The organism is Sphingomonas sp. (assembly GCF_036677245.1).
Taxonomy (GTDB): domain Bacteria; phylum Pseudomonadota; class Alphaproteobacteria; order Sphingomonadales; family Sphingomonadaceae; genus Allosphingosinicella.
The window spans coordinates 1-16,949 of sequence record NZ_JAKFCG010000123.1; the positions used below are offsets into that span (position 1 = coordinate 1).

General features: G+C 67.4%; 20 protein-coding genes. 9 read left to right on the top strand and 11 right to left on the bottom strand.

Going from position 1 to position 16,949, the window contains the following annotated elements:
- The 4 genes from V6M48_RS12385 to xseA form a co-directional block, all read right to left on the bottom strand.
- Positions 1-1,611 (bottom strand): TonB-dependent receptor plug domain-containing protein (locus tag V6M48_RS12385; protein WP_332812836.1); only part of this gene is annotated, 1,611 nt, incomplete at its 3' end.
- Between the two features lie 430 nt (positions 1,612-2,041).
- Entirely contained in the window at positions 2,042-2,908 is an 867-nt protein-coding gene (locus V6M48_RS12390) for a M23 family metallopeptidase (RefSeq protein ID WP_332812837.1), read from the bottom strand.
- 5 nt (positions 2,909-2,913) lie between these two features.
- Positions 2,914-3,126 (bottom strand): DUF2093 domain-containing protein, encoded by a 213-nt coding sequence (locus V6M48_RS12395; RefSeq protein ID WP_332812838.1) that lies wholly within the window; start codon positions 3,124-3,126, stop codon positions 2,914-2,916.
- A gap of 41 nt (positions 3,127-3,167) precedes the next feature.
- A complete protein-coding gene (gene xseA / locus V6M48_RS12400) occupies positions 3,168-4,634 on the bottom strand; it encodes an exodeoxyribonuclease VII large subunit (protein ID WP_332812839.1) in 1,467 nt (488 codons plus the stop codon).
- Between xseA and purD the strand changes: the two genes are divergently transcribed.
- The 3 genes from purD (at position 4,633) to V6M48_RS12415 (ending at position 7,038) form a co-directional block, all read left to right on the top strand.
- On the top strand, positions 4,633-5,907 hold the full coding sequence (gene purD / locus V6M48_RS12405; protein ID WP_332812840.1) for a phosphoribosylamine--glycine ligase: 1,275 nt from the start codon (positions 4,633-4,635) through the stop codon (positions 5,905-5,907). The two genes, xseA and purD, sit on opposite strands and share 2 nt — an antisense overlap.
- A gap of 71 nt (positions 5,908-5,978) precedes the next feature.
- Positions 5,979-6,410, top strand: coding sequence for a hypothetical protein (locus V6M48_RS12410; RefSeq protein WP_332812841.1), 432 nt, complete (start codon positions 5,979-5,981; stop codon positions 6,408-6,410).
- Positions 6,411-6,462: 52 nt separating this feature from the next.
- Positions 6,463-7,038 carry a hypothetical protein gene (locus V6M48_RS12415; RefSeq protein ID WP_332812842.1) on the top strand — a complete coding sequence of 192 codons (576 nt, stop codon included), beginning with the start codon at positions 6,463-6,465 and terminating at the stop codon, positions 7,036-7,038.
- A 144-nt stretch (positions 7,039-7,182) separates the two neighbouring features.
- Here the strand turns inward: V6M48_RS12415 and V6M48_RS12420 are convergent, their stop codons facing one another.
- The gene (locus V6M48_RS12420) at positions 7,183-8,508 is read right to left on the bottom strand and encodes a hemolysin family protein (protein WP_332812843.1); all 1,326 of its coding nucleotides are present in this window, start codon (positions 8,506-8,508) and stop codon (positions 7,183-7,185) included.
- Between the two features lie 172 nt (positions 8,509-8,680).
- On the opposite strand from V6M48_RS12420, the gene V6M48_RS12425 reads away from it, so the two are divergent.
- A complete protein-coding gene (locus tag V6M48_RS12425; RefSeq protein ID WP_332812844.1) occupies positions 8,681-9,358 on the top strand; it encodes an OmpA family protein in 678 nt (225 codons plus the stop codon).
- Positions 9,359-9,502: 144 nt separating this feature from the next.
- Here V6M48_RS12425 and V6M48_RS12430 read toward each other — a convergent pair whose 3' ends face one another.
- The 3 genes from V6M48_RS12430 to V6M48_RS12440 form a co-directional block, all read right to left on the bottom strand.
- Positions 9,503-9,958 (bottom strand): nucleoside deaminase, encoded by a 456-nt coding sequence (locus V6M48_RS12430; RefSeq protein WP_332812845.1) that lies wholly within the window; start codon positions 9,956-9,958, stop codon positions 9,503-9,505.
- Positions 9,959-10,044: 86 nt separating this feature from the next.
- Positions 10,045-10,245, bottom strand: a complete 201-nt coding sequence (locus tag V6M48_RS12435) for a YqaE/Pmp3 family membrane protein (RefSeq protein WP_332812846.1) — start codon at positions 10,243-10,245, stop codon at positions 10,045-10,047.
- A 24-nt stretch (positions 10,246-10,269) separates the two neighbouring features.
- Positions 10,270-10,542, bottom strand: a complete 273-nt coding sequence (locus V6M48_RS12440; RefSeq protein WP_332812847.1) for a hypothetical protein — start codon at positions 10,540-10,542, stop codon at positions 10,270-10,272.
- 233 nt (positions 10,543-10,775) lie between these two features.
- Between V6M48_RS12440 and rpmB the strand changes: the two genes are divergently transcribed.
- On the top strand, positions 10,776-11,072 hold the full coding sequence (gene rpmB, locus V6M48_RS12445) for a 50S ribosomal protein L28 (protein WP_332812848.1): 297 nt from the start codon (positions 10,776-10,778) through the stop codon (positions 11,070-11,072).
- Positions 11,073-11,153: 81 nt separating this feature from the next.
- On the opposite strand, the gene V6M48_RS12450 is transcribed toward rpmB, so the two are convergent.
- Positions 11,154-12,122, bottom strand: a complete 969-nt coding sequence (locus tag V6M48_RS12450) for an esterase-like activity of phytase family protein (RefSeq protein WP_332812849.1) — start codon at positions 12,120-12,122, stop codon at positions 11,154-11,156.
- 88 nt (positions 12,123-12,210) lie between these two features.
- Positions 12,211-12,378: a 50S ribosomal protein L33 gene (rpmG, locus tag V6M48_RS12455; RefSeq protein ID WP_332812850.1), complete on the bottom strand. Its 168-nt coding sequence runs from the start codon at positions 12,376-12,378 to the stop codon at positions 12,211-12,213.
- Between the two features lie 219 nt (positions 12,379-12,597).
- Here rpmG and V6M48_RS12460 point away from each other — a divergent pair, with 219 nt between their 5' ends.
- From V6M48_RS12460 to V6M48_RS12475, 4 genes are all read left to right on the top strand, one after another.
- Positions 12,598-12,957 carry a hypothetical protein gene (locus V6M48_RS12460; RefSeq protein WP_332812851.1) on the top strand — a complete coding sequence of 120 codons (360 nt, stop codon included), beginning with the start codon at positions 12,598-12,600 and terminating at the stop codon, positions 12,955-12,957.
- 30 nt (positions 12,958-12,987) lie between these two features.
- Complete coding sequence (locus V6M48_RS12465) at positions 12,988-13,554, top strand: TMEM165/GDT1 family protein (protein WP_332812852.1); 567 nt, start codon at positions 12,988-12,990, stop codon at positions 13,552-13,554.
- Between the two features lie 116 nt (positions 13,555-13,670).
- The gene (locus tag V6M48_RS12470) at positions 13,671-14,168 is read left to right on the top strand and encodes a Dps family protein (protein ID WP_332812853.1); all 498 of its coding nucleotides are present in this window, start codon (positions 13,671-13,673) and stop codon (positions 14,166-14,168) included.
- Between the two features lie 470 nt (positions 14,169-14,638).
- Positions 14,639-16,237: a cisplatin damage response ATP-dependent DNA ligase gene (locus tag V6M48_RS12475; RefSeq protein ID WP_332812854.1), complete on the top strand. Its 1,599-nt coding sequence runs from the start codon at positions 14,639-14,641 to the stop codon at positions 16,235-16,237.
- Between the two features lie 181 nt (positions 16,238-16,418).
- On the opposite strand, the gene V6M48_RS12480 is transcribed toward V6M48_RS12475, so the two are convergent.
- Positions 16,419-16,949, bottom strand: a 531-nt coding sequence (locus V6M48_RS12480) for a cold-shock protein (protein ID WP_332812855.1), incomplete at its 5' end; no start/stop codon positions are given.

Below are 16,949 nucleotides of genomic sequence, written 5' to 3' on the forward strand. Positions count from 1 at the left end.
GGCGAGGTCGCCGCCGATGTTCGCGCCGACGATGAATTGCGTGATCTTGGTGTCCTCGATCGCGTCGCGCAGCACGAACGCAATGGCATCCTGCTGCAACGTGCCGTCCTCGAAGACGTTGAGCGGAACGCAGCCGTTGGAAGGATTGAAGCAGACCGGCGCGCCCCCCGGTCCGGAAACCACGTCGAGCGCCTGCTGGAGCGCGGTGAAGGACAAGTCGTTGCGGAACACCGTATGCTTCTTCGATTGGCCCCATTGGCCATAGACGTCCCAATTGAGGTTGGAGCCGATGTCCCCGCGGAAACCACCGACGAATTGCGTGTTCTTGGTATGGAAATCCTCCGCACGCCCGCCGGTTTCGATGACGCGGCGGCGGATACCGATCACCGAGGTGCCGGCGCGCGCGGTTGGATCGTCTGCCACACCCGAGCCATCGTTGATGATCAAATCGGGATTGGCTGTGGTGTCGAAGAATGCTGCCTGTTGATCGGGCGATAGGAAGGGGTTGCTGGGGTCGAGATTGAACAGGAATCCGGCCGTCGCAGTCGGAGCAAGCTGCAGGCGCACCTTCACGTCCGAATAGCTCGCACGCCCATAAAACTCGATACCATCGGACAATTCATAGCGGGCCAAGGCCATGAGGTTCCAACGTTCGAACGGCGATTGGACGTAATTGACCGGGTTGAAATTGTAGAGCTGGACGTCGTCCGACAGGCTGCCGTCCGGTTGAATCTGGAAGCGGCCAGCTCCCGGGACGTCGAACGCGGTCGGAACCGTGTTGCTCGACCCGCCGGGGCTCACCAGGTCGTAGCTGTCGAGGGCGAACGTGCAGCACGCGCGTGCGCCAAAGAAAACGCCTTTGCGCTGGGACCAGCCGCCTGAGACGACGAGATTGCCGCGATCGCCGAGCTTGATGCCGCCGGTGAGGCTCCCGTCGTAAATCGCACCGTCGCCGCGCCCCGTGATCTGCGAACTGGCATCGGCGGTGATACCCTCGAAGCGATCGTCGAGGATGAAGTTCACCACGCCCGCGACCGCATCGGAGCCATAGACCGAGGACGCTCCGCCGGTGAGGATGTCGATGCGCTTGATCAGCGCAGTCGGGATCATGTTGACGTCAACCGCGCCCGTGGTGTCGAAGGATGGCGCTCGCTTTCCGTCGATGAGGACGAGGGTGCGCTCCTCCTCGAGGCCCCGCAGGTTCACTGTCGCGGCCCCGTTTCCGGGATTGTTCGAGCTCTGGCCGAAGCCAGAGGCGAATTGCGGATTTGTGGCGAGTATCTGCTCGACCGTCACGGTATTGGTCTGTTGAATATTCTCGGCAGTCAGAACTGCAACCGGACTGCTCGCCTCTAGGTCAGGGCGGGCAATGCGGGAGCCGGTGACGATGATGTCGCTCGAGGTTTCGGTCGGTGCGGCCGGAGTAACGGCTTCGACCGGTTCGGTCTGAGCGAGCGCAGGGGCTTCCGCGACTGCGGCCACGGCAAGGCTGGCGCCGACCGTCATGAGTCGCGCGAGGGCGGTGCTCCCCTTGAGCACAGATAGATTTTGGCTGGTGTGGGTCACTCTGGGGTCCTCATTCGGAAGTGAGATGATGGCCGTGGTCTTCATCTCAACATGCTTGGCCAGTCATGCGTTTGGAACGCTGCTGGAATGGACCCCAATCGACGTAATTTCGTCGAGTTGTAAAGATTGCGTTCAATTCTGAACACGAAATCGATCATTCTGTAGCACAAATGCCACATCTCGTTACATTGTAATATCTTGCTGTAACGACACTTCCGAACTTCGGTTGGCCTACGCAACTAGACAGGCCTTTGATCCTAGAGGAAGATCGCTGAAATTCTTTTATTTGAACCCCGCCATTATTTAAATGGGCGCGCGGAAACACTCCGCTGGTGCAGCGGCCTGGTCTTTTGAGGAAACTCACTTAGGCCGGGGCGGTTCCGGCACCTCACGGTTTAGCGCATCGCGAGTCGGTGGGAGCAGCTGTCCCCGCTCAACTATAATGAACAGAGCCGATGCTTCGCAGCTTATTAAGTCAGGACGCCAGCATCGCCTGCGGATCGAGCCGCGCATCGTTCCATTTGACGCTCCAGTGGAGATGCGGGCCCGTGGCGCGGCCGGTCGATCCGACCGTGCCGATCCGCTCGCCTTGCGCGACTCGTTGCCCGGCGCGGACATCGACCGTGGCGAGATGAAGGAAGGCGCTGTTGAGGCCCATGCCATGGTCGATGATCACGAGATTTCCTTCGAGGCTGAACATCGGCGGGCCGGCAAGCACGACCAGTCCTTCGGCCGGCGCAACGACCGCCGCTCCCGCCCCCGGCGCGATGTCGAGCCCGCTGTGGAAGGCGGCGGGCTCGCCGCGGTAGACACGCTGCGATCCGAACAGCCCGCTGATCCGCCCGCGCGCCGGCCAGATGAATGGCTGCGCCCAGCCGGCGGCCGACGCCCCGATGCCGCGCGCGGCCGCGATCCGGCGCAATTCGATATCGCGGCGCCGCTGGTAGTCCGGGTCCGCGCCGCCGGGGCGGCGCGCGACGTCGACATGCTCGATCCGCCAGCTCCGCGGTGCGATGGCGAGCATTCTGGTCGCGCGGCTGCCGTCGGCGCGCTGCGCAACCAGAATCGCGCTGCTGCCCTGGTCGCGGTCGAAGCCGAGGATGAAGCGGCCGTCGCCGTCGAGCCGGACCGGCTTGCCGTCGAGCGTGAGGCTCGTCGTCGCCGGCGGCGCACGGCCTCTCACCAATCCGCCCTGGACGAACGCGCCGCTGAAGCTGAAACTGTCCGCCGCCGCCGCGACGGCGGGCACCGCAGCCGTCGAGTGGAGCGGCGCCGCGACGCAAAGCAGGACCGAAAGCGCCGCCGCCGCGCACGAAACCGGCGCCTGCGGCAGGCGCGGCATCGCCGTCACCCGCGCCCGGCGGCCGCGCGCGAGGCTTTGAGCGAAGCTTCGGCAGAGACGTACGCCTCCTGCCGCTCGACGCTCCAATAGCGAAGATCCTCCAGCGCGATCGGCTGCCCGGTCACCGCGCAGACGACATGGTCGCCCGAGCTCAGGATGCGGAAGGTGCCCGCCAGATAATGGAGGCGCGCCGGCTTCTGGTTGTTCGACATCAGCATCGCATTCGTTCCGATCGATTGGTCCGTTCAGCCCGGCTTGGTCACAGCAATTTGGGCTGATCGGCTTTGGGCGCTGAATAAGGACGCCGCTTGGCGCGCTCAACCCCCTCGCTGCCCGGCTCGGTACTGGAACTGACCTGGGCATCGACTTTGCCGTCCCCGAACACCAGCCGCAGCCGGCCGGCGGCGCGCGCCGCTGCGGCCGCGACCAGGACATGCCCGTCGCGATCCTCGACCCGCACATAGCCTTTCTCGAGCGGCCGGTTGGGGTGAGCCTGCGCCGCGATCCGCCACAAGGCATCGAGCGTGCGGCGGCCATCGGCGATGCGCCGCTCGACCAATATCTTGTCGAGCCGCACCGCCGCCAGCCGCTCGCGCGAGCGGCGCAAGCTCGCGTCGAGCAGCGAAGGGCGCAGCGCGCCCGCCGCGTCGCCCAGGTCGGCGCGGGCGTGGCTGAGACGCGCCGAAAGCGCGCGCGGCAGCCGCTCGGCAAGCTCGTCGAGCCGCTGCCGCTGTGGCGCCAGCAGGCCGTCCGGCGCGGGCAGGCGGCGGACGGTGAAATCGAGCTGCTCGGCGGCGCGCTCGTGGGCGCGCGCCGCGCAGCGTGCCGTCCGCAGCCCGAGCTCGCGCAATTGGGCGATCAGCTCGCCGCGCACCGGCACGGCGATCTCGGCGGCGGCGGTCGGCGTCGGCGCGCGCACGTCGGCGGCGAAATCGCACAACGAGGTGTCGGTCTCGTGGCCGACCGCCGAGATGATCGGGATCGAGCAGGCCGCGACCGCGCGCACCGCCTCCTCCTCGTTGAACGCCCAGAGATCCTCGATCGAGCCGCCGCCGCGCGCGACGATGACGAGGTCGGGACGCGGGATCGCTCCCCCCGGTGCAATCGCGTCGAAGCCGCGGATCGCGGCCGCGATCTGCGCTGCCGCGCCTTCGCCCTGCACCGCCACCGGCCAGACGATGACATGGGTCGGGCAGCGGTCCTCGAGGCGATGGAGGATGTCGCGGATCACCGCGCCGGTCGGCGAGGTGACGACTCCGATCACCCGCGGCAGGAACGGCAACGGGACCTTGCGCGCGGCATCGAACAGCCCTTCGGCGGCGAGCGCGAGGCGGCGCTTGTCGAGCAGCGCCATCAGCGCGCCCTGGCCGGCGAGCTCGAGCCGCTCGATCACGATCTGGTAGCGCGAGCGGCCGGGATAAGTGGTGAGCTTGCCGGTCGCGACGACCTCGATCCCGTCCTCCGGGCGGAAGCGCAATGCGCCGGCGGTCGCCTTCCAGATGACGCCGTCGAGCACCGCCTTGTCGTCCTTGAGGCAGAGATAGCAATGGCCCGACGCCGCGCGCTTCCAGCCCGAAATCTCGCCGCGCACGCGGACGTGGCCGAAACTTTCCTCGACGCTGCGCTTGAGCGCCATCGACAGCTCGGAGACCGACAAAGCCGGCGCGTTGTCGCCCGGCAGCTCGCTTGCTAACAGCCCGTCGTCAGACGAAGGGAAATCACTCATGAATGTCCTGCTCATTGGCTCGGGCGGGCGCGAGCATGCGCTCGCGTGGAAGCTTGCGCAATCGCCGATGCTGGACAGGCTGTTCGCGGCGCCGGGCAACCCCGGCATCGCCGAGCAGGCGGAGATCGTCGCGCTCGATCCCTCCAGCCACGAGGCGATAATCGATTTCTGCCGGGCCGAGGCCGTCGAGCTGGTCGTGATCGGGCCGGAGGCGCCGCTGGTCGAGGGACTGGGCGATGCGCTGCGCGCCGCGGGGGTGAAGGTGTTCGGCCCCAATCGCATTCCCGCGCAGCTCGAAGGATCGAAGGGCTTCACCAAGGATCTGTGCGCGCGTCACAACATTCCCACCGCGCGCTACGTCCGCGCCACCAGCCTGGAGACGGCGCGCGAGGCGCTCGCCGATTTCGACCTGCCGGTGGTGGTCAAGGCCGACGGACTCGCCGCCGGCAAGGGCGTGATCATCGCCGAAACCGCCGCCGCCGCGCAGGCTGCGCTCGCCACGATGTTCGAAGGCGGCTTCGGCGGCGCCGGCACCGCGGTGGTGATCGAGGAATTCCTCCACGGCGAGGAGGTCAGCCTGTTCGCGCTGACCGACGGCACCAAGGTCGTCCCGTTCGGCTCGGCGCAGGACCACAAAAGGGTGGGCGACGGCGATACCGGCCCGAACACCGGCGGGATGGGCGCCTATAGCCCGGCGCCGATCCTCACGCCCGAGCTCGAGGCGCGCGCGCTGCGCGAGATCGTCGAGCCGACCGTGCGCGCGATGGCCGAGGCCGGCACGCCTTATTCGGGGGTGCTCTATGCCGGTTTGATGCTGACGTCGGCGGGGCCTTCGCTAATCGAATATAATGCGCGCTTCGGCGATCCCGAATGCCAGGTGCTGATGAGCCGCTTCGAGGGCGATCTGCTCGCGCTGATGCTCGCCACCGCCGACGGCACGCTCGGCGACGCGGCGGCGCCGCGTTTTTCCGCCGAGGTCGCGCTGACCGTCGTGATGGCCGCGCGCGGCTATCCGGGAACGCCCGAGAAAGGCGGCCGCATCGCCGGCATCGAGGCGGCCGAGGCGCTCGGCGCCAAGGTGTTCCATGCCGGCACCGCGCTCGAGGGGGAGACCCTGGTCGCAAGCGGCGGCCGGGTGCTCGCCGTCACCGCGACCGGCCGCGGTATCGCCGAAGCGCGCGACAAGGCCTATGCCGCGGTCGACGCGATCGACTTCCCTTCGGGCTTCTGCCGCCGCGACATCGGCTGGCGCGAAGTCGCACGCGCGGGTTGAACCCGTAGTGCCCCGGCAAATAGACACGGCAAGAGCCGCTGGCTAAAGCGGCGGCGAGGAGGGTCGAAGCGATGAGCGCAGCCGTGAAGTTCGTGATCGGACTAGCAGCGTCGATCCTGTTCGCGTGGCTTTACCTCGGCCCGCTCGGCCAGGGGCAAAGCTATATCGGCGCGCTCGAGGCGCGTGCGGCGAAGGTCGTCGCCGATGCCGAGATCCCTGGTGTCCAGGTCCGGCTCGCCCGCGACCCGCCGGCGCGAACCGCCACCCTTTCGGGGCCGGCCGACCCGTTCCAGCGCAACGGCCAGGGCCGCCTCAAGGGCCTCACCCAGCGGGTGGACGAGGTCGACGGGGTGGCGCGGGTGCATTGGGCGGATGAGCCGGGGCCGCACGAACGCGGGCTGCCGCTGCTCGTCGAAAGCCTGATACCGGTCGCTCTCGCCTATCTGCTCGGCCTCTTCATCGGCTGGGCCGCCGCGGTCCGCAAACGCGGCGATTTCTCCTGATCCCGGCCGCCTTGGTCGAGCCGCTCACTCTTTCTTGCTGCAGGGAAATTCGATGACAAGCCTGATCGAGCTCAATCTCATTCCGATCCTGGTCGCGCTGCTGATCGGCATCATCGTCGGTTGGTTGCTGGTCAAGCGCGCGCGCGGCGCGGCGCAAAGCCAGGTCCGCCCGCGCGACACTGCCCAGCCGGTGGCTGCACCGCCACCAGCACCGGCACCGGCGCCAGCCGCCCGCCCGGCCGCGGCGGCAGACGACGACGACGGCGATTCGGTGCTCGATGGCGAAGCGGCGGCCATCGCTGATATCGCCGGCGAGTTCCTCGACGTCGACGTCCGCGACGAGATCGCGGCCACGGGCCCCGCCGACGCTCTCCCCCCGGACAATCTTCAGACGCTCAAGGGGGTCGGCCCGAAGCTCGCGGCCAAGCTCAACGATCTGGGGATCACGCGCTTCGCCCAGCTCGCAGCGCTCCGCCAGGCCCAGATCGAGGCGCTCGACGCCCAGCTCGAGCAGTTCCGCGGCCGCATCGCGCGCGACCGGCTGGTCGAGCAGGCCGGCTATCTGGCGCGCGGCGACACCGCCGGCTTCGAGGCGACGTTCGGCAATCTCGGCAGCGGCGCACGCTAAAGCCTGAATTGCCCAAATTCCTCCCCTGCATTTGCAGGGGAGGGGGACCACCCGAAGGGTGGTGGAGGGGCATTTCGTGAAGGGCCCCTCCACCGCTGCGCAGTCCCCCTCCCCGGGAAAACCGGGGAAGGAATAACAACGAGGCTAATGCCCGCTCCGGGCTCCGCCCGACACCAGCAATTTGTCGATCTTGCGGCCGTCCATGTCGACGATCTCGAACGTCCAGCGGCCATAATCGAAGCGCTCGCCGGTCTCCGGAAGATGCTTGAGCACCGACAGCGCGAAGCCGGCGGCGGTCGAATAGTCGCGCTCTTCGGGGAGCGAGATACCGATCGTGTCCGAAAGCGCGTCGGCCGAGACCGAGCCGGACACCAGCCAGCTGCCGTCCTCGCGCTCGATCAGCGGCGGATCGGTATCCTCGTCCTGGTCCGAGGCAAAGTCTCCGGCGAGCGCGCGCAGCAGGTCGGCCGGCGTCAGCAGACCGTCGAAATGGCCATATTCGTCGTGCACGAACGCCATCGGCACTTCGGCCGAGCGAAGCACGGCGAGCGCGTCCATCGCGTCCATCTGATCGGGCACCACCGGCGCGTCGCGCATCAGCTCGCGCAGGTTGAGCGGCCTGCCTTCGATCTGCGCGGCGACGATGTCGCGCAGCTGCACGACTCCGATCAACTGGTCGACCGAGCCTTCGGCGACGGGCAAGCGGCTGTGCGGAGTCTCGAGGATCGCCGCGCGGATCAGCTGCGGCGTCGCGTTGACATCGAGCCAGTCGACGTCGGTGCGCGGCGTCATCACCTCGCGGGTCGGCCGGTCGGCGAGCCGCACCACGCCGGAGATGATCGCGCGCTCGCTCTCCTCGAGCACGCCGGCGTGATGCGCTTCGGCGACGACGAGGTGGAGCTCCTCCGCCGTGACCTTCTGATTCGATTCGCGCTGCATGCCGAGCAGCCGGAAGATCAACGCGCTCGAGCGGTCGAGCAGCCAGACCAAAGGTGCGGTCGCGCGGGCGAGCCACATCATCGGCGCAGCCATGAAGGCCGCGATCGGCTCGGGGGCGCGAAGCGCGAATTGCTTGGGAACCAGCTCACCGACGATCAGCGACGCATAGGTGGTGAGCGCGATGACGAGGACGAAGCCGAGGGTCTGGGCGTGCTCCGCATCGACGCCCAGCGCCGCGAGCCGCTCGGCCACCGGCCCACCGAGGCTTGCGCCCGAATAGGCACCCGCGAGGATGCCGATCAACGTGATGCCGATCTGGACGGTGGAGAGGAAGCGCCCCGGGTCGGCGGCGAGCTTGAGCGCCGCCTGCGCGCCGCGGCTGCCGGACTTGGCCATCGCCCGCAGCCGCGCTTCGCGCGACGAGACGATCGCCAGCTCCGACATCGCGAACACGCCGTTGAGCGCGACGAGCAGGATGATGACGAGCACGTCGAACCAGGGAAAAGGTGTCAGGGGAGGTCCGGGCGCCATGGCTGCGGCCCTCCCTTAGCCGCGATCACCCGCCCCCGCCAACATCTTCCGTCTCGGGGCACGCGAGCCGGCGCCCGCACCGGGATCGAGCCGGGTGCGGAACAAGCGGCGCGCCGCGACGGTTGGGCTTCTGGGGACCAATCGTCCCCACAGCTACATTGGAAGGAATGACATGTTTGCGTCCAAGCGTATCACGGCCGTCGTCGGAGCATCGGCGCTCATCGCCGCCACCGCGGCCTGCGTCACCGATCCCACCACTGGCGAACGGAGCGTCTCCAAGGCTGCGATCGGCGCCGGCCTCGGAGTCGTCGGCGGTTATCTCGCCGGCGATCTGGTCGGCGGCAAGCGCGATCGCACCGAGAAGATCGTCGGGGCCGGCATCGGCGCGGTCGCCGGCGGCGCGATCGGCGCCTATATGGACAAGCAGGAGCGCGAGCTTCGCGAACGGACTGCCGGCACCGGCGTCGATGTGACGCGCCAGGGCGATCAGCTGGTGCTCAACATGCCGGCGGGCGTCACCTTCGACACCAACAGCTATGCCATCCAGCCGCAATTCAGGTCGACCCTCGATCAGGTCGCGCAGACGCTCGCCGCTTATCCGTCGACCTATATCGACGTCTACGGCCACACCGATTCGACCGGCGGCGACGCGATCAACATCCCGCTCTCGCGCAACCGCGCCCAATCGGTCGCCGACTATCTCGCGGCACGCGGCGTCACGCCGGCGCGGATCGGCACCCAAGGGTTCGGCGCGAGCCAGCCGGTCGCCGACAATATGAGCGAGGCCGGCAAGCAGGCCAATCGCCGGGTCGAGATCAGGATCGTCCCGCTCGAAGACACGCGCGTGTAAATAGGAAGGATTCCTCCCCTGCATTTGCAGGGGAGGGGGACCACCCGGAGGGTGGTGGAGGGGCGATTTTCGTCAAGCCGCCCCTCCACCGCTCCGCGGTCCCCTCCCCCGGAAAACCGGGGGAGGAATAAGAGAGGGCATGGATCAGGCCCGCCGCTCGCGGAAGAAATCGCGCAGCAGTTCCGCCGCCTGCTGCTCGCCGATGCCGGCATAGACTTCGGGGGCGTGGTGGCAGCTCGGCTGGCCGAACAGGCGCGGTCCGTGCAGCACCGCCCCGCCCTTGGGGTCGGGGGCGGCAAAATAGAGCCGGGCGATCCGCGCCAGAGCGATTGCGCCGGCGCACATCGCGCACGGCTCCAAGGTCACCCACAGATCGCATTCGTCGAGCCGGGAGGTGCCGAGCACCCGCCCCGCCTCGCGCAGCACGACCATTTCGGCATGCGCGGTCGGATCATGCGCATTGCGCATCGCATTGCCGCTCGTCGCGATGACGTCCCCACCGCGCATGATCACCGCGCCGACCGGCACTTCATGCGCGGCCGCGGACAGCCGCGCGGCGTCGAGCGCGATCCTCATCGGTTCGGGGAGCGGGAAGGCCATGGGCAAGGATAAGGCGCGCGGCTGGCCGAAGCCAGAGCCGCCGGACGGTCAGATGGCCGGTCCAGCGCGGCTGCGCGTGGGTCATGCTAGGTTGCGCTGGCCTCGGTGACTGGCGCGCTGGTGGGGCGGCGCTTGGCGATCAGCACGTACAGCGCGAAGATCACGCCCGGCACGAAGCCGAGGCAGGTAAGCGCGAAATCGATCCAGAAATTGCGCGACACGCCTTGATCGAGGAACACGGCGAGCGGCGGCAGGAGGAGAGCTGCAATGATGAGTCCGACTGGCATCGCAACCCTCCTCCCAGATCCTTGTTACTCGCCGCTGTCCTTGACGCCGATCACCGGCACGTCGACGGTGGTCGTCTCGGTCTCCACCTTGGGCACCTCGACCTCGGTCTCGGTCGTGCCGACCACGACTTCCTTGGAATCGGCGTCGAAGCCCGGCAGCTGGCCGCCCTCGGCGCTCACGTCGACATCGGGGAGCTCGCCTTCGCGGGTCTGATTGATGGACCAGAAGCCGGTCGCGAACAGCACGATCACGACCAGAATGATGACGGCCAAAACGGCCAGGACTTTACGGGACATAATTTTCCTCCACTGTGAGCCACTGGAGGCTCAGGGCGAAACAACGCGGCTTGAGCCGATCGGTTGCACTCCCGCAACGACTTTTGGTTTGAGGGCCGCACCGGCCGGCTCCGCGTCTTTGTTCGGTGCCGGAGGCGAAGCCGACAACGAACGACAGTTGACGCGAGCGGCGCTTGCAGCTATCCGCGCCCCCTTTCAGGGGGAACCTGTTCCCCAATCCAGGAAGAGATAAAATGTCGCGCATTTGCGAGCTGACCGGGAAGGGCCGGCTGGTGGGAAACAACGTGTCCCACGCCAACAACAAGACCAAGCGCACCTATCTGCCCAATTTGCAGAATGTGACGTTGATCTCCGATGCGCTCGGGCGGAGCGTCAAGCTGCGCGTGTCGACCAACGGCCTGCGTTCGGTCGAGCATGTCGGCGGTCTCGACAATTGGCTGCGCAAGACATCCGAGGACAAATTGAGCCTCAACGCACGCCGCCTCAAGCGCGAGATCGCGAAGAAGGCAGTCGAGACGGCTTCGGCCTGATCGCGCTTCGCCACGCCGGGCGCAGTCGCGGCGTCTGCCGTCAGGCCCATTGAGAATAGCCACGCGGGGCTGACCGCCGACCTATTGGTTCAGCGCGAACTTGAGCAGCAGCGTCCGCTGGAGCGGGCTGAAATTGTCGTCCGAGGCAATCCAGACGATCGTGCGGCCCGCTTCGCGGGTGACGCTCAGCGCCTCCATATTGTCGACCGTCACCGATTCGAAGTCGGCGAGCTCGTCGCCGGCGATGATCGCGGCGCCGCTAGGCCGCGGCGGCCGCGCCACGACCAGTTTCGCCGCAACACCCTCGAGCATCGAGAAGCGGCGGTTGAGCAGCAGCAGCCGGCCGTCGGGCAAGACTGCGGCGTCGGTCAGCCGATAGCCGGGCGGGGCGCGGTAGCCGAGACTGTGCGCCGATGTCCCGGCGACCGCCGGATCGCCGTCGAACTCCAGCACCTCGCTGGTGCCGTCCTTGCGCATCGCCCCTTCGGAAAACACCAGGAAGCGCCCGTCCTTCAGCCGAACGATGCCTTCGGCACCGCTGTTGTTGGGCCATTTGCGCATCGCCGCCGGGGCATGATCGGCGTCGCTGCGCCAGCCTGCGCTGCCGCTGCCCGTGACATAGCGCCGGATCGCGCCGCGCCATTCGAAGCCGATCCAGGCGTGGCCGCCGAACAGCACCATCGATTCGGTGTCGCGGTCGCGCTTGGCCACCGGCATGTCGAGCCCGACCGGCAACGGGGCGATGCTGCCGCGCACGCTCGTGCCTTTGGGAAGCGAAAAGCGGATCAGCGCGCCGGCATCGCTCAGCGCGACCACGGAGCGCTTGTCGACGTGGATCGCCGAGATGCCGCCGAAGCCGCGATTGGGGCTGTCGAGCGACCAGCCGCCAAGATAGGTGAGCGCGCCGAGCTTCGTCCGCGCCGGATTGCGGCTGTCGAGCACGACGGGCTTGAAGAGGATGAGCGCCGGCCCATCAGTCCGCGACGGGGCGAGCAGGGCCGGCGGCGCGAAGCGGCCGATGAAGAACAGCGCCGCGAGGAGCACGAGCATGCGCAGCGCCGGCAGCGGCCGGGAAACGGACACTCTCAACCGAGGATCACAGCAATGCCGCGCAGGAGCGCGCAGGGCATTCCGTGGCTTATTTGATCTTGGCTTCCCGGAACTCGACGTGCTTGCGCGCGACCGGGTCATATTTGCGGAAGGTCATCTTCTCGGTGATGTTCCGCGGGTTCTTCTTGGTGACATAATAGAAGCCGGTGTCGGCCGAGCTGACGAGCTTGATCTTGACGGTTGCTGGCTTGGCCATGACAGCCTCTTGAATAAGGATGAATGAAAAAGAGCGGCGTTGCCGCCGCCATATCGGCCGTGCCTCTGCCTCCTTCCTCTGCCGCTGTCAAGGCGACAGCGGGAGTGGAGCGGCCCGCGAACGCCCGCGCGCCACGCTGTAACCACGCGTAACCATCCAAGTAACCATTTGGTAAGCATGTGGGCGCATCTTCCCCTCAGCGACAGTGGGAGCAGGGGGATGCGCGAAGAGCGTGACGCGATGATGCTGGTGCGGGCCGAGCTCGGCGAGCGGCTGGCAGGCCTCGAGCGGCTTTGGGCCGGCACCTCCACACGGGCCACCGCACGGGCCTCCGCACGCGATATCGCCGCATCGATCAGCGCCATCCGCAATCTTGCCGCCACTTACGGGCTGTTGCCGACCGTCCGCCTTGCCGAAGCGCTCGAGCGCGCCGTGGCGCAGGACGGCAATAGGCGGCGGGCGAGCTGCCCGACCGCGCTCTACCTCGACCGCCTGCATGATGCGATCGACTGCAGCCGCAGCGACGACCAGGCCAGCGAAGCGATCATTGCCTCGGTGTCGGTCCGGCTCGACGCCTGACCGCCACAGCCTGAATCCCAAAGCCACTCGGTGGAACCGCTCCTCACGACCTTCATTGCCGCCGGGCTTGGCGAGTTCGGCGACAAGACCCAGCTGCTCGTCGTCGCGCTTGCGGCGCGTTACGGCCGCCCGGGCGCGATCCTCGCCGGCGTCGCGGTGGCGGCTCTCGCCAACAGCCTGATCGCAGCGGCCGGCGGCATCGTCATCCACGACATGATCACGCTGCGTGCGATTTCCTTGCTCGTCGCGCTGGCATTGCTGTTCGCCGGTGGCGGCAGCCTGATCTCGCTTCGGCCACGGATGAATGTCGCGGGCTGGAAGACCCCGGCCTTCATCACGGCGGCAGGCGGCTTCTTCATCGCCGAGTTCGGCGACAAGACCCAATTCCTCACCGGCGCGCTCGCGGCGCAATATGATTCGCTGCCGCTCGCGGCGCTCGGCGCGGCGGCGGGCATCGTCCTCGCGAGCGCCCCGGCCGCCGTGTTGGGGCAGCGGCTCGGCGATGTGCTGCCGCTGACCGCGATCCGGATCGGCGTGGCCTGCCTGTTCCTGGTGGCCGGCTTCATCGTCGCGGTCGGCGCGCTGCGCCTGACCTGATTGCGCGCCGCCGCTGCGGCCATTGATCTATTCTCCCGATCACTCAGATACGAAATTCTTCCGGCACCCTTTGCGGCCCGCTTTGTTTTTACCTCGTCCCAAACCGAAGGAGACGAATGGTGGCCACGCCGGCAGCGCTGAAGACCCCGAGCGATCTGGAGACCAATGCGATCACCTCTGTCGCCGACGCGCTGAACGCGCTGCTCGCCGACAGCTATGCGCTCTATCTCAAGACCAAGAATTTCCACTGGCATGTCTCGGGCCCGCATTTCCGGGACTATCATCTGATGCTCGACGAGCAGGCGACGCAGATCCTCGGCACGACCGATGCGATCGCGGAACGGGTGCGCAAGATCGGCGCGACGACATTGCGCTCGATCGGCCATGTCGCGCGGCTGCAGCGGATCGAGGACAATGACGAGAACTTCGTCAGCGCCAAGGCGATGCTTGCCGAGCTCCATCGCGACAATCTCAAATATGTCGAGCTGCTCCGCGAAGCCAAGGAAGCGGTCGAGGCAGCGGGCGACAACGCCACCGCCGGCATGATCGACGAGTGGACCGATCTCGCCGAAGAGCGCGCCTGGTTCCTGTTCGAGACCGGCCGCGGCGCCTGAGCGAAGCCCGGGCGTCAGGCCAGCTTAGAAGATTGCGTCGAGCAGTCCGAAGACGATCAGCAGCGCGATGACGATCACGGCCAGCACCACGCATCCTATGGCTCGAAGCATTTCTATCTCCCTGCGTCAGCTCGCCTGACGGGGGCTCAACATCAGGTCGGCGATGTCGTTCCCGCAGGCACCATCGCCGCAGCTCAAAGCCGGCCGCCGATGCGGCGCAGCCGTTCGGGCGGCATGTCCGGACCGGCGACATGCAGATCGGAGATCAGGATGGCGCGAACCGGGCGCGCAGGCCGGCCAATCCCCAAGCGCGATCCGGGCGCTTCGCAGCGACGGGTCGGAGGTCGCCTGCCAATATCCGAACAGCAGCACAGCTCCGGCCGCTGCGGCAACAAGCAGGATGACGCGAAGCGCCGCCGCGATTAGCCTTCCCATGACGCTTACTTTAGCCCGGATGCGTTGATCCGCCGATGCGCGATTTTTCCCAGCTTCTCGATGCCCTGGTCTACACCCGTTCGCGCAACGCCAAGCTTCGGCTGATCGGCGACTATCTCAAGCGCACGCCCGATCCCGACCGCGGCTATGCGCTGGCGGCGCTGACCGGCGAGCTCAACATGCCGGCGGTCAAGCCGGCGGCGATCCGCGCGATCGTCGAGGAGAGGGTCGATCCCGCGCTCTTCTACATGAGCCGCGATTATGTCGGCGACCTGGCGGAGACGGCGGCGCTGCTGTGGCCGAAGGCGATCGACCAGCCGGCCGACGTCGACGACGGCAGCCTGGGTATCGGCGCGGTCGTCGAACGGCTCGCGGGGCTCGGGCGGTCGGAGGCGCCGCAGGCGCTGGCGCGGATGCTCGATCATCTCGATGCGAGCGGCCGCTATGCTTTGCTCAAGCTGGCCACCGGCGAGCTGCGCCTCGGCGTTTCGGCCCGGCTGGCCAAGCTGGCGCTGGCCGAGGCGTTCGGGCTCGACGTCGATGCGGTCGAGGAAGTGTGGCACGCGATCGGCCCGCCGTACGAGCCGTTGTTCGCCTGGGCCGAAGGCCGCGCCGCGCAACCCACCTCGCGCGACGTGCCGGTGTTCCGGCCGTTCATGCTCGCCCACGCACTCGACGATCAGCGGCTGTCGCTCGAAGATTATGCCGCGGAGTGGAAATGGGACGGCATCCGCGTGCAGATCGTCGGCGTCGGCGGCGAGACGCGCCTCTACAGCCGCGCCGGCGATGACATCAGCCGCACCTTCCCCGAGATCGCCGCGGCATTCGGCCGCGACGGAGTGGTCGACGGCGAGCTGCTCGTCAAAGGCGAGGCCCAGGGCGCACAGGCGCATGGCGGCGCCGCCGCCAGCTTCAACGCGCTTCAGCAGCGGCTCGGCCGCAAGATCGTCTCGCCAAAGATGCTGAGCGACTTCCCGGCCTTCGTCCGCCTCTACGACATCTTGTTCGACGGCGAGGAGGATGTCCGCGCGCTGCCTTGGCAAGGGCGCCGCGTGCGGCTCGAAGCCTTCGTGCCGGGCCTGGACCCGGCCCGCTTCGATCTGTCCGCGTTGATCGAGGCCAGTGATTTCGACGAGCTCGAGGCGATCCGCGCCGGTGCGCGCGACGCGGCGATCGAAGGGGTGATGCTCAAGCGCCGCGACAGCCCCTATGTCGCCGGCCGCAAGACCGGCCTGTGGTACAAATGGAAGCGTGATCCGCTCACCGCCGATTGCGTGCTGATGTACGCGGCGCGCGGCAGCGGCAAAAGATCGAGCTATTATTCGGATTACACGTTCGGCTGCTGGGCCGAGAGCGGCGAGCTGTTGCCGGTCGGCAAGGCCTATTTCGGCTTCACCGACGAGGAATTGATGTGGCTCGATCGCTTCGTGCGCAACAACACGGTGCAGCGCTATGGGCCGGTGCGCGAGGTCGAGAAGATATTGGTGCTCGAAGTCGCGTTCGATTCGATCCACGCCAGCAAGCGCCACAAGTCCGGGCTCGCGATGCGCTTCCCGCGCATCGCCCGGATCCGCACCGACAAGCCGGCGGCCGAAGCCGATCGCATCGAGACATTGCTGCGCATGGCGACGTGAGCGCCGCTGATTCGGGCGCCGACTCTTTGCAATCTTCTCCCCTCGCGGGAGAGGATTGGGGGGGTGTCGGAGAGCGGCAGGTGCCGCTCAATCCTCCCGATCCCGTTCCGGCACAGGCATGAAAAAGCCCGGCGCGCTCAGCGAGCGGCCGGGCTCATCATCACGCCTTGCGGCGATTCGCTTATTGGATCGGCTGGAGGTTGACCGCCGCGGTCTTGCCGCGCCGATCGATCTCGAGCTCGAACTCGAGCCGGTCGCCTTCGTTGAGGCTGACCATGCCGGCGCGTTCGACCGCCGAAATATGGACGAAGGCATCGGGCTGGCCATCGTCGCGGCTGATGAAGCCGAAGCCCTTCATCGCGTTGAAGAACTTGACCGTCCCGCTGGCCTTCTCGCCGGTCAGCTGGCGCTGCGGGCCACGTTCGCCGCCGCCGAAGCCACCTTCGCGCGGCGCGCGTTCCTCGACCGGGAGCGGATCGCCCTCGATCTTGAGGTCCGTCGCAGACACGCGTCCGCCGCGATCCACCAAGGTGAATTCGAGCGGCTGACCCTCGGCAAGGCCGGTCAGGCCGGCTTGCTCGACGGCGGAAATGTGCACGAACACATCCTCGCCGCCGTCATCGCGGACGATGAAGCCGAAGCCCTTTTGCGAGTTGAAGAATTTGACGACGCCTTTGCCTTCGCCAACGACCTGGGGAGGCATTCCGCCGCC

Coding starts and splice junctions, on each gene's coding strand:
- V6M48_RS12390 (WP_332812837.1), bottom strand. CDS start 2,908: ATGCCGCGCCTGCCGCAGGCGCCGGTTTCGTGCGCGGCGGCGGCGCTT.
- V6M48_RS12395 (WP_332812838.1), bottom strand. CDS start 3,126: ATGCTGATGTCGAACAACCAGAAGCCGGCGCGCCTCCATTATCTGGCG.
- purD (WP_332812840.1), top strand. CDS start 4,633: ATGAATGTCCTGCTCATTGGCTCGGGCGGGCGCGAGCATGCGCTCGCG.
- xseA (WP_332812839.1), bottom strand. CDS start 4,634: ATGAGTGATTTCCCTTCGTCTGACGACGGGCTGTTAGCAAGCGAGCTG.
- V6M48_RS12410 (WP_332812841.1), top strand. CDS start 5,979: ATGAGCGCAGCCGTGAAGTTCGTGATCGGACTAGCAGCGTCGATCCTG.
- V6M48_RS12415 (WP_332812842.1), top strand. CDS start 6,463: ATGACAAGCCTGATCGAGCTCAATCTCATTCCGATCCTGGTCGCGCTG.
- V6M48_RS12420 (WP_332812843.1), bottom strand. CDS start 8,508: ATGGCGCCCGGACCTCCCCTGACACCTTTTCCCTGGTTCGACGTGCTC.
- V6M48_RS12425 (WP_332812844.1), top strand. CDS start 8,681: ATGTTTGCGTCCAAGCGTATCACGGCCGTCGTCGGAGCATCGGCGCTC.
- V6M48_RS12430 (WP_332812845.1), bottom strand. CDS start 9,958: ATGGCCTTCCCGCTCCCCGAACCGATGAGGATCGCGCTCGACGCCGCG.
- V6M48_RS12435 (WP_332812846.1), bottom strand. CDS start 10,245: ATGCCAGTCGGACTCATCATTGCAGCTCTCCTCCTGCCGCCGCTCGCC.
- V6M48_RS12440 (WP_332812847.1), bottom strand. CDS start 10,542: ATGTCCCGTAAAGTCCTGGCCGTTTTGGCCGTCATCATTCTGGTCGTG.
- rpmB (WP_332812848.1), top strand. CDS start 10,776: ATGTCGCGCATTTGCGAGCTGACCGGGAAGGGCCGGCTGGTGGGAAAC.
- V6M48_RS12450 (WP_332812849.1), bottom strand. CDS start 12,122: ATGCTCGTGCTCCTCGCGGCGCTGTTCTTCATCGGCCGCTTCGCGCCG.
- rpmG (WP_332812850.1), bottom strand. CDS start 12,378: ATGGCCAAGCCAGCAACCGTCAAGATCAAGCTCGTCAGCTCGGCCGAC.
- V6M48_RS12460 (WP_332812851.1), top strand. CDS start 12,598: ATGCGCGAAGAGCGTGACGCGATGATGCTGGTGCGGGCCGAGCTCGGC.
- V6M48_RS12470 (WP_332812853.1), top strand. CDS start 13,671: ATGGTGGCCACGCCGGCAGCGCTGAAGACCCCGAGCGATCTGGAGACC.
- V6M48_RS12475 (WP_332812854.1), top strand. CDS start 14,639: ATGCGCGATTTTTCCCAGCTTCTCGATGCCCTGGTCTACACCCGTTCG.